General features: G+C 43.8%; 7 protein-coding genes. 5 read left to right on the top strand and 2 right to left on the bottom strand.

Going from position 1 to position 16,464, the window contains the following annotated elements:
- Positions 1–7: 7 nt before the first annotated feature.
- The 4 genes from AC59JO_RS16635 to AC59JO_RS16650 all read left to right on the top strand — a co-directional run bounded on the left by AC59JO_RS16635 (position 8) and on the right by AC59JO_RS16650 (position 6,752).
- Positions 8–1,978, top strand: a complete 1,971-nt coding sequence (locus AC59JO_RS16635; protein WP_413669627.1) for an alpha-L-arabinofuranosidase family protein — start codon at positions 8–10, stop codon at positions 1,976–1,978.
- A 3-nt stretch (positions 1,979–1,981) separates the two neighbouring features.
- The gene (locus tag AC59JO_RS16640) at positions 1,982–2,986 is read left to right on the top strand and encodes a family 43 glycosylhydrolase (protein WP_413669626.1); all 1,005 of its coding nucleotides are present in this window, start codon (positions 1,982–1,984) and stop codon (positions 2,984–2,986) included.
- 222 nt (positions 2,987–3,208) lie between these two features.
- Positions 3,209–4,186 carry a glycoside hydrolase family 43 protein gene (locus AC59JO_RS16645; protein ID WP_413669625.1) on the top strand — a complete coding sequence of 326 codons (978 nt, stop codon included), beginning with the start codon at positions 3,209–3,211 and terminating at the stop codon, positions 4,184–4,186.
- A 337-nt stretch (positions 4,187–4,523) separates the two neighbouring features.
- Positions 4,524–6,752, top strand: a complete 2,229-nt coding sequence (locus AC59JO_RS16650; RefSeq protein ID WP_497306568.1) for a glycoside hydrolase family 2 protein — start codon at positions 4,524–4,526, stop codon at positions 6,750–6,752.
- 256 nt (positions 6,753–7,008) lie between these two features.
- Here AC59JO_RS16650 and AC59JO_RS16655 read toward each other — a convergent pair whose 3' ends face one another.
- Complete coding sequence (locus AC59JO_RS16655; RefSeq protein ID WP_497306570.1) at positions 7,009–10,560, bottom strand: VCBS repeat-containing protein; 3,552 nt, start codon at positions 10,558–10,560, stop codon at positions 7,009–7,011.
- A 242-nt stretch (positions 10,561–10,802) separates the two neighbouring features.
- On the opposite strand from AC59JO_RS16655, the gene AC59JO_RS16660 reads away from it, so the two are divergent.
- On the top strand, positions 10,803–12,119 hold the full coding sequence (locus AC59JO_RS16660) for a vanadium-dependent haloperoxidase (protein ID WP_497306572.1): 1,317 nt from the start codon (positions 10,803–10,805) through the stop codon (positions 12,117–12,119).
- A gap of 247 nt (positions 12,120–12,366) precedes the next feature.
- Here AC59JO_RS16660 and AC59JO_RS16665 read toward each other — a convergent pair whose 3' ends face one another.
- Complete coding sequence (locus tag AC59JO_RS16665; protein WP_497306574.1) at positions 12,367–16,359, bottom strand: hybrid sensor histidine kinase/response regulator transcription factor; 3,993 nt, start codon at positions 16,357–16,359, stop codon at positions 12,367–12,369.
- Between the last annotated feature and the right edge of the window lie 105 nt (positions 16,360–16,464).

The raw sequence follows: 16,464 nt of genomic DNA on the forward strand, positions 1-16,464 counted from the left end.
GTAAAGCATGTTAAAAAGGACTTTTTTAACGTTATGTGCGGCCGGTGCCTTTACCATGGCCCATGCACAAACGCAATATACCATAGCTGCTGATAAGGTAAAAGCCCATATTCAGCCTACCATGTATGGGATATTTTTTGAGGATATTAACCTTGCGGCCGATGGCGGTGTATATGCCGAGTTGGTAAAAAACCGTTCGTTTGAGTTCAATATGCCCTTGATGGGATGGAAGGAGCAAAAAAAGGATGGAGGCGATGGCAGAACAGAAGTAATAAACCGTGCTGTTGAACGGCCGGAGAATGCGCATTTTATAAAGAGCTATATCACAACCGATGCCGGTTTCTACGGATTCTCGAATGAGGGTTTCCGCGGGGGAATGGGCGTTAAGGAAGGTGAGGAATACAGCTTTTCGGTGATAGCTAAACAGGAAGGCGATACAAACGTAAAGCTGAACATTGAGCTGCGTGGTGATAATGACGCTATCATAGGTAAAGCCGAACTTACGCCAACTGATAAAGAATGGAACCGTTACAGCGTAAAATTTAAATCGGACGCAACAACGCCGAAAGCAAAATTATATGTTTGGATGAGCGGCAAGGGCGTCATTGATCTGGATATGATCTCCCTGTTTCCTGAGCATACCTGGAAAAACCGTCCGGGTGGTTTGCGTGCCGACCTGGTACAGCGACTGGCTGATCTTAAACCAGGTTTTCTGCGTTTTCCGGGTGGATGTATTGTTGAGGGCCGTGAATTGAACAACCGTTATCAATGGAAAAAAACCATAGGTCCTGTTGATAAACGCGAAAATATCATCAATCGTTGGAATACCGAATTTAAGCATCGCCCGGCACCCGATTATTACCAAACTTTCGGTCTGGGTTTTATGGAATATTTCATGACAGCCGAGGATATTGGTGCTTCACCGCTGCCTATCCTGAATTGCGGTATGGCCTGCGAATTCAACACCGGCGAGCTGGTGCCTTTGGATAAACTTGATCCTTATGTGCAGGATGCGCTCGACCTGATTGAGTTTGCCAACGGCGATGTAAGCACCAAATGGGGTAAGCTGCGTACCGACCTTGGTCACCCGGCACCGTTTAATTTAAAAATGATAGGTGTGGGCAATGAGCAATGGGGCCCGCAATACATCGATCGCTGGAAAATTTTCACCAAGGCAATCAAAACAAAATACCCGAACATCAAGATCGTATCGGCCTTAGGCCCATCGCCCGATGGTAAGGAATTTGACCTGTTAAATAAAACGTTCCGCAGTTTAGGTGCCGATATTTTGGATGAGCATTATTATGCGCCTGCAAAATGGTTTAGGGATAATGCCCGCCGCTATGACAACTATGATCGTAAAGGTCCTAAAATTTTCGCCGGTGAGTATGCAGCGCAAAGTGTATCAACAGTAAATCCTGATAATAAAAACAATTGGGAGTGCGCATTATCTGAAGCGGCCTTCATGACCGGTTTAGAGCGTAATGCTGATGTGGTGAACATGGCTTCGTACGCCCCGCTTTTTGCTCATGTGGAAGGTTGGCAATGGACACCAAACCTCATCTGGTTTGATAACCTGAAAAGCTATGCCACGCCAAATTATTATGTACAACAATTGTTCTCTATCAATAAAGGCACTGATGTAGTACCGCTTACATTGAACAATGAAGCCGTAGCCGGGCAAAATGATAGCTATGCTACGGCCAGTTTGGACAAGAACACCAACGAATTGGTGATCAAGTTTGTGAATACCAGCACATCGGCACAAAATGTAAGCTTTAAAATTACCGGCTCAAAAGGCTATCAAAAAGAGGCTAAAGTTACAACGCTAAAGGCTGATAACAAGGATGCCGAAAATTCACTGACCGCGCCTACAGCGGTTAGCCCGGTTGAAAGCACGGTTGATATCTCCGGTAATACCCTGAAGCTGGCTGTTGAGCCATACTCATTCAAAATAGTAAGGCTTAAAAACAAATAACCGTTGAAAAAGCTCCTACTGATCATATCCTTATTGTTCCCGGGCATTATGAGTAATGCCCAGGAACTAAGGACTGATATATCGGTGCACGACCCGGTAATGACCCGGCAGGATAGTACGTACTACATTTTCTGTACGGGTAATGGCATAGCCATGTGGTCGTCGAACGATAGGGTGCACTGGAAGGTCGAGAAACCGGTATTTGCTGCACCTCCTCAATGGGCAGTTGACGCTATCCCCGGTTTTAAAGGACACATCTGGGCACCGGATATTTCGTTTTATAAAGGCACTTACTACCTGTTTTACTCGGTATCGGCCTTTGGCAAAAATACTTCGGCCATTGGTGTGGCAACTAATACAACGCTGCATACCGATGATCCGGCATATAAATGGATTGATCATGGTAAAGTAATCCAATCTATCCCCGGCAAAACCAACTGGAATGCTATCGACCCTAATTTAATTACGGATAAAGATGGTACGCCTTATTTGGTTTTCGGATCGTTTTGGGATGGCCTGAAATTGGTGAAGCTGAATAAAGACAGGCTAAGCGTTGGAGAGGATTTTGATAAGATCCCAACCATTGCTACCCGTAGAAAAGTCAGTTCTGAAAATCTTCCTGCTGTTGATGGTAACCCGGTTGATGCGGGCGGTAATGCTATTGAAGCGCCGTTTATTTTTAAACACGATAAATATTTTTACCTGTTTGCCTCGATAGATTATTGCTGCAAGGGGCCAAAAAGTACTTATAAAATGATCATCGGCCGCTCGGAAAAATTGAAAGGGCCTTATCTGGATAAAGACGGCATTGCCATGAACAAAGGCGGCGGCAGTATCCTGCTGGCCGGTGATGCTAACTGGTACGGTGTTGGCCATAACGGGGTAAGTACTTTTGAGGGGATTGATTATATCATCTTCCATGGCTATGATGCGGCGGATAGGGGGATTTCAAAATTGCGAGTTGAGAAACTGGATTGGGTTGATGGATGGCCGGTGGTAGCGAAGTAAGTGGCTTAAAAAATGTCATTGCGAGGAGGAACGACGAAGCAATCGCATGCTTTACAGAGCGGATTTGCATATGTGCGGTTGCCACGCTATCGCTCGCAATGACATGGTTTTTATTTCACAGGTTTAAGCGTCCACGCTTACGCACCTGAAATAACTAATAACGTGAGCGTAGACGCTCACATTTTATATTATTCAAGCGTGGACGCTTGAACAAAGGACATTATGAGAATATCGAAAAAAATAATCGTGTTAGCCATAACTGTCGGCAGTTTAGCCTCAGTTAAAGCTACTCCCCGCGATACCACTTTCCACGCCGATGGTAACCCCATCATCAGGCACAAGTACACCGCCGATCCGGCGGCTATGGTTTATAAGGATAAAGTTTATCTGTACACAGGTCATGATGAAGCCGCTCCCGGTCATAACGGTTATACCATGCACGACTGGACATGCTTTACTACAACCGATATGGTGAACTGGACAGAGCATCCTTCGCCTATGAATGTTAAGGAGTTTAAATGGGCTAAAGATGATGCATGGGCATCGCAGGTGATTGAACGGAATGGCAAGTTTTACTGGTATGTGGCTGTTGAGCATGGTACTATTCATGGTAAAGCTATAGGGGTAGCGGTGTCTGATAGTCCGCTGGGGCCGTTTAAAGATGCCCGGGGCAGCGCTTTGGTTACTAATGACATGACCAAAGCCGTAAAACATTCCTGGGATGATATCGATCCGACGGTTATGATTGACAAAGACGGGCAAGCTTACCTGTTTTGGGGCAATGGCATTTGCTATTACGCTAAATTGAAAAGCAACATGACCGAACTTGACGGCGAGATTAAAACCATCACCCTGCCCCATTATACCGAAGCACCATGGATCCATGAGCGTAATGGCTGGTACTACCTTTCATATGCCTATGAATTTCCTGAAAAAATAGCCTACGCTATGAGCAGAAGTATCAATGGTCCGTGGGAATATAAGGGGATCATTAATGAAATAGCAGGAAATTCGAACACCAATCACCAGGCTATCATTGAGTTTAAAGGCAAATGGTATTTTATATATCATAACGGCGCGCTTGTACCGGATGCGGGTAGTTTTCACCGTTCGGTTTGCATCGATTATTTATATTATAATAAAGACGGCAGTATCAAACGGGTGATCATGACCAGCGAGGGTGTGAAACCGGCAAAGTGATTTTATTGTAGAGGCGCGCATAATTTCGTCTCCGGTCTACAGATCAATCAGGGAAGTGCGTTTGCCCTGATGGGAGACGAAATTATGCGGCTCTGCAATAAGAAATATTATAAAATAAGAAGCAGGAAAGGATTATCCTTTCCTGCTTCTTATTTTCCGGACTGTTACCTGCAACAAATCGTATCAACTTTTCTTCAAAACCAATCAAACGTAACCAAACGTTAAAATTGGTTCAATTTATCCTATACTTTTAGTGCGAAATAATTAATTCAAAAGCCTGTACGGCCGGTTTAAACGGTTTGTCGGAACTGTTTGACCGGCTTTATAACCTACAATTATGAACATTAAAAAGTTTATTATCATTGCTGCTGCCGCGCTTCCATACTTTGCACATGCGCAGGAATGGCAGCCCAAAAAAGCCGTTTTAATGACGCGCTTTGCAAAAGATGTCGACCCGAAAAATGTGTTGCCTGAGTATCCCCGTCCGCAGCTGGCGCGCGAAAAATGGCTGAACCTAAACGGCCTGTGGCAGTATCAGCCCGGAACCGCCGGCGAGGCTGTACCTCAAGGCAAGTTATCTAAAACTATCCTTGTGCCTTTCCCGGTTGAATCGGCCTTGTCGGGCGTAATGGAACAACACGACAGGATCTGGTACCGCCGTAAATTTACAGTCCCTGCTTCGTGGAAGGGTGAGCATGTCTTGCTGCATTTTGGTGCAGTTGATTATGAAAGCGAAGTGTTTGTTAACGGCAAAAGCTTTGGTAAACATACAGGTGGCTATGATCCGTTCAGCTATGATATTACATCAGCTATTAAAGGTGCAGGTGAACAAGAGATCACCGTGCGTGTTTATGACCCGACGGACGATGGCGGTTTTCCGCGTGGCAAACAAACACTGCACCCACAGGGAATTATGTATACTTCAACTACAGGGATCTGGCAAACTGTTTGGTTAGAGCCGGTTCCTGCTGTAAATATCAGCGATATCAGGATCACGCCGGATATTGATCAATCGGTAATAAAGCTAAATGTAGATGCTGCGACTGCTGCTGGTTACACGGTTAATGTAAAAGTAAAAGACGGTAGCAAGGTTGTTAGCACTGCTTCGGGCAAACCTAATTCGGAGTTTACTGTACCAGTTCCTAATGCCAAATTATGGTCACCGGATTCACCGTTTTTGTATGACCTGGACATTACGCTTGAAAAAGGCGGTAAAAAGGTTGACGCTGTGGGCAGCTATGCAGGTATGCGCAAGATTTCGATAGGAGAGCAGGATGGTTATAAAAAACTGTTCCTGAATAATAAATTTCTGTTCCAGATTGGTCCGCTTGACCAGGGTTTTTGGCCGGATGGGATCTACACCGCTCCAACAGATGCCGCTATCAAGAATGATCTGCAAATGATCAAAAACTTTGGTTACAATATGGTGCGCAAGCACATTAAGGTTGAGCCATACCGCTGGTACTACTGGGCCGATAAACTGGGCCTGATGATTTGGCAGGACATGCCTTCGGCTAATTCATATACCGAGCATACGCCTCCGGTAGATACAACTGCCTATGCTTCAGAACTTACCCGTATGGTTAAAACCCACTGGAACTCACCTTCAATTGTAACGTGGGTAGTATTTAACGAGGCACAAGGCCAGCATAATACACCGGGGTTAGTTAACCTGGTACGCAAACTGGATAATTCGCGCTTAATCAACCAGGCCAGTGGTGGCAATCATTTTGGCGTGGGCGATTTTCTGGATATCCACAGCTATCCGCCGCCTGCAGCCCCTTCGAGCAAAACACAGGTATTGGCCTGCGGCGAATATGGCGGGATAGGTTACATTATTCCCGGTCACGTTTGGAAAACCGGCCCGACGTACATCATGATGGATAATCAAAAAGCTTATACCAACCTGTATGATGAATTTGCCAACGATCTTGTGATCTACAAAACCAACGAAGGCTTAAGCGCTGCGGTATACACCGAAACTACCGATGTGGAAGTTGAGCTGAACGGCTTGCTTACTTACGACAGGGAAATTGTAAAAGGCCCGGTTGCAACCATCAAAGCATCAAATGATAAAATTATTCATGATGAAGAGTATATCCGCGAAGTGTTGCCATCATCAAAAGAAAAAGCACGTACCTGGAAATATACTTTTGATAAACCCGCTGATGGCTGGTTTGGTGAAAAGTTTGACGACAACACGTGGAAATCGGGTGAAGCCGGTTTTGGTACTGCCAATACTCCTGGAGCAGTGGTAAAAACTGTTTGGGATGGTAAGGATATCTGGATCAGGCAGGAGTTCACACTCAATGCATCTGGCGTAAATAAAAACGACCTGGTACTGTCATTACATCATGATGATGCCTGCGAAGTTTACATTAATGGTGTTAAGGCTGCCGTAAAAGAAGGTTATACATCAGGCTATGCTATCATTCAGATGACTAAGGAAAGCAAAGAGGCTATAAGCCTTAACGGTAAAAACGTGATTGCTATCCATTGTAATCAGATTCAGGGTGGTCAGTATATTGATGCAGGTATTTCTGCAATGAGCAAAACGAAACCGTAATATTGGTTTTGATATTATGAAAAACGCCTGGGCATTTGCCCGGGCGTTTTTGTTTAACCCCTATGCCACTACTCGGCTCCAGCCGAGTGGTAACTATCAAGCGGCCTCTGGCCGCTGAATCCGGAATAGCAGGCCAGAGGCCTGGAAATAGCTGCCACTCGGCTGGAGCCGAACGGCGGCGGAAATACTATAAAACAAGTTGCAGAATCCAGACTTACGAAGTTTTCAAAACTTCGTAAGTCTTAAAAAAGAATATTTATCCCTTCCTTTTCCTGCCGTTATAACTGGTTATCGTCACATCACCTGCATTGCCATCCAACTCCAATACCCTCGATGATTGCGACAAATAAGTTGATCCGTAATAAAACTCAACATGCTTTTTGCCGCCGTTTTTAAGCGTAATATCAGCATAAAAATCATCAGGTTTAAGCTTGATATAACGCTTGCCCGGAGCTACGCCGGCATTGCGGAACACTTTAACACTATCCTGATTTTGGGTTGCTACCAACAAATCGCCTTTGGCCGATTGGATATTTGCCAAAGCTTTTCCATCGCCCGCAACATAAATACCGCTGTTGGCTATCGATAAACCGGCAAAACCACCTTTGCCGTTTCCTTTCATATATAAACCCATAAAAGCGTCATGCCTGCCGGTAAACGGTTCCATACCAAAATCGTTGCCTACCATTACCAGGTCAAGGTTACCGTCATGGTCAACGTCTTTGGTTATCATCCCGTAAACCGGCGCCATCTGGGCATCCTGCGGTAGTGCACTGATACTAAAAGTACCAGTGCCTTTGCCGGTGATAAGGCTGGTATTCATATCGGTTGCTTTCAGGATAACAGCACCTTCTTTATCTTTTTCAGCCCATAAGTCGTTCATGGTAGCGTGTCCAAAGCCACGATAGCTTGGATACTTTTTGCGGATAGAGATCAACTGGCTGATCAGGTCATCGCGGGTATGCATCGGGAAGGGTTTTTGGGAGCCGTCCTCATCCTTCATGTAGCAAAATATCATGGAGTCGAATGAGCCGTTACCATCAAGGTCTTTACCCATAATGGTCATGGGCTGCTCAAAGGATGCTTTGTAGTTGGAGTTTTGACCGAGGTTACCGGCTACATAATCGATATTGCCATCGTTGTTAAAATCGCCGGCAACGATACTATTCCACCAGCCTATATGGTCATCGATGCCCGATTTGATTTTACTGAAACCATGGCCGTTGTTTTTGTAGAAGGTAACCGGCATCCATTCGCCTACTACTACCAAATCAGTTTTACCATCTTTATCAAAATCCGACCATAACGCGTCGGTGATCATGCCGCCATGAATCAGGTCGGGGCAAAGCTGGCTGGTAACATCAGTAAATTTACCACCATCGTTCATGAGTAAATGACTAACCGGCGATGAAGGATAAGCACCCGAAACTGATCTTGAACCCACAAAAAGGTCAAGGTCTCCGTCACTGTCAAAATCAGCAGCGCGAACACACGAGCCGTTATCATATTCTACGGGTACAGATGCAATATCTCGGGTAAAATGACCTTTTTTGTCGTTGATGTAAAGCCTGTCCTGCGCGGTGGTATGTCCTTTCTGAAATTCGTAGCTGCCACTTGCTATGTACAGATCCGGGAAGCCATCGCCGTTGGCATCAAAAAGCAGGGCGCCCATGTCTTCCTCGTCTTTAATTTCTTCGGCCAGGAAACGGTTGTTGTCCAAAGTGAAATGGCCGGTGGCATCCTGCATAAAAAATACGCCTTTATTACCCGAAGCTCCTCCTACAAAAAGGTCATCATAGCCATTGCCGTCTACATCGCCAACAGCAATAGCAGGCCCGTACTGGCTTAGCTTATGCGGTAGGGTAGGCTGGATGTTATAGTCAATGGCATCTTTTTCCTGGTGAACATATTTTATACCGGTTGAATTATTGGCTTCCTGAAACACAGGAAGGATTTTACCGGAAACATCAGGCGGGAAATAACCTGAGGCGTTTTTGTACTGCAATGCAAGTGTTTGATTGGCCTTAACATTAGTAAGCAACTGGGTTTTGCCATCGGGCCAGCGTACCCGTAACGAGTCGACAGTAGTTGATGAGCCGATGCCAAAATGTCCGCGGGCATCATCTGTACTCATATAGCCGCGACAGGGCTGCTGGTCATAAAATTGCTGATTGCCTTTGTAATAAATGCGGATGGTAGCACCAAATCCGCCAATGTTTTTGCTATCGCCCTGGAGGGTAACAGTTAGGTAATTATGGTCTTTAGCTACTTGTGTTTTGCTGTTGGCAGTATTTTCGTAAACGAAAGCATCATCGTCAATATTATTGATCACAAGGTCCAGGTCGCCGTCATTATCCAGATCGGCATAAACACCGCCGGTTGAAAAAGTGGGTTTTACAATACCCCAATCCTTCGATTGATCTTTAAACAAATAACCTCCTGCATTTCTGAAAGCATAGCTTGGTGTTTTTACAACGGGGAAAGAATCGGCTGCAGCCAATGTAGTGTTCTCCTTAACGGTACGCCCCTGGTCGTTACTGTACAAGGCATGGTCAAGGTCCGTTACATCGCGGGGATAACCATTGGTGATCATCATATCGCGGTAGCCATCGTTGTCAAAATCGGCTACCAATGGTGTCCAGCTCCAGTCGGTTTGATAAACACCGGCCTGGTAGGCAATTTCACTAAACTGAGGGTGTCCGGCAGGCGTTTGGCCTTGGTTAAGCTGTAGCACGTTGCGAATATACTGATGCTCGTAATTGAATTTTTTATTGTTGATATAGGTAATGTAATTATCGCCTACCAGCATGGTTTTTTTACGGACATTCTCTTCTGGAAGCATCTCCAGCGATACCAGGTCGGCCTTGCCGTCGTTGTTGATATCAACCATGTCCGAACCCATTACTGACCAGCCTGTATGTTTAAAATATTCGCCTGCACGATTAGTAAATGCTCCGTTTTTATTGTTTACCCACAGCAAGTCATTTGATATAAAGTCGTTGCCAACATACACATCCGGCCAGCCATCGTTATTTACATCACAAATAGAAACGGAATTGCCAAAGCCTTCTATCAAAATGCCGGCTTCTTTGGTTACGTTGGTAAATGTGCCATTGCCATTGTTACGATATAGGCGGTCATTGTTCTGCGCACTGCCGTCGGTTAATTTAGGGCGATATGCTACCGGGGTTTCTTTGCCCAGGAAGTTGGTGAGCAGGTACATGTCAAGGTCGCCGTCATGGTCATAATCAAAAAATACAGCCTGTGTACTGTAACCGGTATCCTGCAGGCCATAAGCCGCGGCAGACTCTTTGAAAGTCGGTATCCCGTCTTTATTGGCCCCCTGGTTAATGTATAACAGGTTTTTACGATGGTTTGGATCGCTTTTGAATGATGAGCAAACATAAATATCCGGCCAGCCATCGTTGTTGATATCCACCACAGATACACCCGCATACCAGTCGCCATTACCGGCTACGCCGGCCGCATTGGTCACATCTTTAAAGGTAAGAGAGCCTTTATTGATGTATAATTTATTGGAAACCATGTTGCCTGCAAAGTAAATATCGGGCAGGCCATCATGATTAAAATCGCCTATGCCAACGCCGGCTCCATTGTACAAATACGGATGATTGAGGATATTGATGCTGTCGCTTTCGGTAATGGTATTCTTGAAATCGATGCCGGTTTGCGATGCATCAAGCAGTTTAAAGAGCGTTGGTCCCGATGATTTTTTTGAACAGCCAACACCTAAAAATAATAACAATAAGGTAGATAGTTTAAACGCTTTGGGTAAACTTTTTATCATGCAGATATGGTTAATAATTGATTGATGGTTTATGCTTTGGTTAAGCTTTAACTTATTGGTTATAATGCAATAAGCCACTGTAAAGTAAAAGGATTTTACAATTCCTGATTCTGCAAATTGTATCAAAAGTTAGTTATTTACTATCGGCTCATAGTTAAATATTTATTAACTGTTAGCTTTGGTCTGAACCCTTATTGGGGAGTAAGCCAATTAAACTGATCAAGCCTTTTTGTTCCATCATGATGAAGAGATTATATTTTGCCTTTATTGTTATCATAACCTGCTCATCATGCGGAAAAAAAAGCTGGGAAAAGCCTGCCGGGAACCCTGAATTTATTCACAGGTCGATAAAAGATGTTACCGATGTGGTGCGGCATGATATTTATTCGCCGCCGGTTGCCAGTCGTATTTATGCTTATATCAGCGTGGCGGCATATGAGGCTGCACGCAATGGCGATAGCCATTACCAGTCGCTTGAAGGACAACTGAAGGGGCTGGATTCTGTACCTAAGCCCATCGCCGGTAAAAAATATTGTTTTACACTATCTGCATCACATGCCATTTTAACGGTTGGCAAAATCCTGATCATGAGCGAGGGGAGGATAGAAGGTTTTCATGAGAAGCTGATGCAGGAGTTTAAAGAAACCGGCATGCCCGATAGCGTATACAATAACTCGATTGAATACGGCAAGCTTATTGCCGACAGGATCATTAAGTGGGCAAGCAAGGATAACTATAAGCATACCCGCTCACTATCAAAATATGATGTGCAAACCGATGATGCCAGCTGGAAACCTACCCCGCCGGCTTATATGAAAGGTATTGAACCTCATTGGAATGAGATTCGTCCGTTTTTGCTTGACTCGGCGCAGCAATTTAAACCGGCCCACCCATTTACTTTCAGTAATATTCCCGGCAGTAATTTTTATAAACTGGCTATGGAGGTATACGATACAGGAAAGCACCTCACCGATGACGAGGCCACCATTGCCACTTTTTGGGACGATAATCCTTTTAAAGTAAATATCAACGGGCATACCATGTTTGCTACCAAAAAGATCTCACCAGGAGGACATTGGATTAATATTACCGCGCTGGCCTGCCGTAAGGCTAAGGCTGATTACGTGAAAAGCGCCGAAGCTTATGCCAGTATTGCCGTGGTTATTGCCGATAGTTTTATAAATTGCTGGGACGAAAAATACCGCAGCAAAGTAATCAGGCCCGAAACGTATATCAATCAGTATATCGATCAAAGTTGGATGCCATTGCTTCAAACGCCGCCTTTTCCGGAATATACCAGCGGGCATAGTGTGGTTTCAACGGCATCTGCTGCTGTATTAGGTAAATTATTTGGTGAGGAATTTTCGTTCATCGACTCCACGGAAATGGAGTTTTCCATCCCCGCCCGTCACTTTAAATCATTTAAAGCCGCAGCCGAAGAAGCCGCAATCAGCAGGTTTTATGGCGGTATTCATTACATGCCATCCATCACTAATGGCGTTGATGAAGGTGACAGGATAGGGCAGTTTGCTTTAACTAAATTGCATACAAGGCATTGATTTGAAGAGTAGCTCATTATCGCGCGAATAGTTGGGCTAAAGCCCGTTTACATGTGCCTTTAACCGTTGGCTAAAGCCAACGTCAATGAAATAACGTGGCATATGCTCAAGTGTCTTTGCTTAATTTTGAAGATGAACCTACATGGAACGAATTAAAGGCTTCATTGCCGTTGGTTTTAACCAACGGAGCTTATAAAACTAAAAAGTGGCTTTAGCCCAAATAAACCTGAAGTCAAGCTTGATCTGATTAAACCTGCTTCACCTTACTCCGTTTAGCAGCCTGATACTCAGTTGGCGTAGTGCCAAACTGTTTCAGGAAATTGCGGCCAAGGTGAGATTGTGAACTGTAGCCTACCATATTTGCCACTTCATAAATTTTATAATCGCCTTCTTCCAGTAATTGTGCGGCGGCTTTAAGACGGGTGATGTTAATAAGCTCGTTAATGGTAAGGTTGGAGATAGCCTTAACTTTACGGTACAATGTTGGTTTACTCATATTCATGAGGTTGGCTATCTGCTCTACATCAAGCTCGGCATTTTGGATGTTTTTGTAGATAACGCCGTTCAGCTTATCCAAAAAGCTTTCATCGGGTTTTGAGTAGGCCATCGACTTGATATGCGCAAGCGGCGAACTTGCAAAATGCTCCCTTATTTTATTGCGGTTGATGAGCAGATTGGCTATCTGCACCTGCAAATGCTCGGGCGAAAACGGTTTTTCGATATAAGCATCGGCGCCAACTTCCAGGCCTTCAATTTTACTTTGCAGGGTATTTTTAGCGGTGAGCAGTATGATTGGGATATGGCTGTAATCGAAATTGGTTTTGATGGTTTTGCACAGTTCAAACCCATCTATTCCGGGCATCATGACATCGCTTATAATAAGCTGGATGTTCTCTATGGCTATCATATCCAGCGCTTCTTGTCCGTTAAGAGCTTTAATAACCGAATATTTGTCGCTCAGATCATCCGAAATAAAATCAAGTATTTCGGGATTATCATCCACTAAAAGTATAACTGGTTTCATAAAGTCAATATTCTCCTCTCTGTTACTTAGGTCTGCCTGTTCATATTCATCGGGGGTAATATGCAGGTCGAATTCTTTTTCCTGGTGAACAGGCAAAGTAAGGTTAAATATATTAAAATCGTTAATAGATTTATTCAACACCAATAAACCCTTATGCAATTCGGCCAGCGAACGTGATAAAGAAAGCCCTATTCCGGTACCAATTTGTTTTTCCGATTCTTTCATCCTGAAGAAGGGCTCAAAGATTTTTTCACGCATTTCGTAAGGGATCAAATTCCCGTTATTCCTTATTTCAATGGAGAAAGTTGGATCATTGGCAGGGTGATCAATCATTTCAACCTCAACAACAGCACTGCTATATTTGATGGCATTATTAATAAGGTTACTTATAATTTTTGTGAATGCCTCAATATCCACATAGGCATAAACAGTTTTAACCGGGTGTATGAAGGTATAACTGAGGCTCTTTTGCTCGGCCATCGGTTTAAACCGTAAAAAAGTGTCGGCAAGCAGGTCAATGATATCGGTTTTAACAAAACTGAGACTAAAACCATTGGTTTCGGTTTTTCGAAAATCAAGCAGCTGATTGGTAAGGTCGAGCAGCCGGTTGGTGTTTTTTTCCATGATTTTCAGGTTGTTCTGAATCTCCGGAACATGCTCGGCCTTCCTGATCACTTTCTCCATCGGCCCTTTAATAAGGGTTAACGGTGTACGGATTTCGTGGGCTACATTGGTGAAAAATTCAATTTTGGCATTATAGATTTGCTTTTCCTTATCATTTTCAAGGGTTTCGATAATGCGTTTGTTTTTTTCGCGGGTTTTACGGTGATAGCTCCTGAGCAGGTAATAGCCGGTTAGCAAAAATATCACGCTGTAAGCAATGTAGGCCCAAACGCTTTCCCAAAACGGTGGTGCTATATTAATTTCAAGCGTTGTTTCCTTTTGGTTCCAGGTGCCGTTGTTGTTTGCCGCTTTTACTACAAAAGTGTAATGACCTGGCTGAAGCTGGGTAAAATAAACCTTACGGTTGTGTTTAAGTTCGGTCCACCCTTTGTCCAGCCCTTTCATGGTGTATTTATATTGGGTCATTTCGGGAGATGGGAAACTCAATGCAGCAAAATCAATACTAAATGACGACTGGTTATAATTAAGGTCGATTTTTTTTGTGCTGATGAGGGATTGTTTTAAGATGGAATCGGCTCCGTTAACCGAAATCTCCTTATTGTGTACCTGGAAACCTGTGATATAAACCGGTGCTACAAAATGATTTTCCTTAAAACTTGCAGGGTTAAAACTAACCATGCCGCGTACGCAGCCAAAATACATGGTACCATCGGCATCTTTAAAAGATGAGTTATAATTAAACTGGTCGCTTAACAAACCATTTGCCTTGGTATAAATTTTTATGGCCTCTGTAGCCGGGTTAAAACAAACCAGGCCGCGGGTAGTGCTGATCCATAGGTTTTTTCGGCTATCTTCTTCCACTCTGAAAATATAATTACTCGGAAAGCCTTTATTGCTGTCATAAAACTTATAACTATCAGCTTCCGGGTCATATTTCCATAATCCCAAACCTTCGGTGGCAAACCATAATTTGTGGTTGCTATCCTCAAAAACACCATTTACCGTGGTGGTGTTAAGTACGTTTTTAACCGGGTACCGGTAGTTTAATTTGGTACTTGTATTGCCTGCCGGATTGTAACAGTAAATACCGTCGCGCACGGTACCAACCCATATTTTACCGTCATGATCTTCGGTCATGGCGTAAATGAAATCATAAGGCGGTAATTTATCTATCAGGGTAAAATCCCTACTTGCTAAATTGTATTTGTACATGCCGCGGGTTGTGCCAATAAAGATTTGACCGTTACGGGTTTTACAAAAGCAAATTATAAAGTTGCTTTTAAGATCGCTATTACGGCTACCGGCCAGGAAAACACGTTCAACCATGCCGGTTTTTATGTTCAAAACATCAAGGCCGCGTTCAAATGTACCAACAAGCAATTCATTGGCTACAGGTAATATGCCGTGGATGTTGGTATTGGAGATGCTGGCGCGCCCGCCGGGTGAGTAATGGGTCCAGGTATGTTTATCAGGTGCTAATTTGTTAAGGCCATTATCTTCGGTGCCCATCCACAGGTTGCCGTAGATATCTTTATTAATTTCGCGCACCACATTCCCTTTCAGCGAATTTGGCTCCGTATCGGGGTAAAATTTGTTGAAGGTTGAATATTGTTTAGGGTAATAATTGAGGCCGCCAAAGTAAGTGCCTACCCAAACCCCGCCTTCCGAATCCTTGTAAAGGCAATAAACCGCATTATCTGATATAGAATAAGGATCATTGAAATGCTTTCGAAGATTCAGGAATGTCCCTTTTACCGAATCATAAATGAACACGCCCGATTCTGTTGCTATCCAGTATTCGCTATCGCTGTATTTTAAAAAATCGCGTACGTAAATTGCTGTTTTATCCGGATTGTAGTTAAGCAGGTCAACATATGCGCCGGTTTCGGCATCAAACTCCTTAAAACCGTGGCTGTTGGTAGCTACAAATATTTTGTTGTTCCCGGCATAATAGATCTTCTCAATAAACTTTGAGGTAACCTTATCAGTTGGTTTAAACAGACTGTAAGCAGTAAAAGTACGGCTTGCCTGGTCCAGCTTTTCCATAACGCCCGATGAAGCAGACACCCACACGGTACCATTAATAATAACTACAGATGTTGCCTCAAAGTGCTGCCAGGGCCAGTAGTCAATTTTTTCAGTGTTTTTGGTATCATACCTTATTAATGATGCGCCTGCTATAAACCAGCAGTTATTGTGTTCATCAAAGGTGATACTGCGTACGCCATTAATGTTAGCTGTATTTATATGTGCAAATGTTTCTGATTGCGGATCATACTTATCAAGCCCTTCATCTGTACCAATCCAAAGCGTTCCCTCCTTATCAAGGCATAGGGTATGTACCATGTTGTTGGATAATGTGCTCTTATCGGCAGGGTTATGCCTGAATGTTTTAAATGTATAGCCATCAAAGCGATTGAGCCCATCTTTGGTGCCAAACCACAAAAAACCACGCTTATCCTGCAGGCTGCAGTAAACGGTATTATGCGACAAACCATGTTCAACCTGGTAATGCCTGAAGTAGTAGGTTTGGGCATTACAAACGCCGCATGATACTATAAAAAGTAATAGAAATGTATATAGTGGTTTCAAAATAATCAGCTTAAAGCAAATATAGCCAATCTGTTGCAGCGTTTTTACCCTCCTGAAAATTGATACTTTTTGACTAAGTATTGATATGATTTGGTTAATCGCCGG

The organism is Mucilaginibacter sp. A5337 (assembly GCF_059690695.1).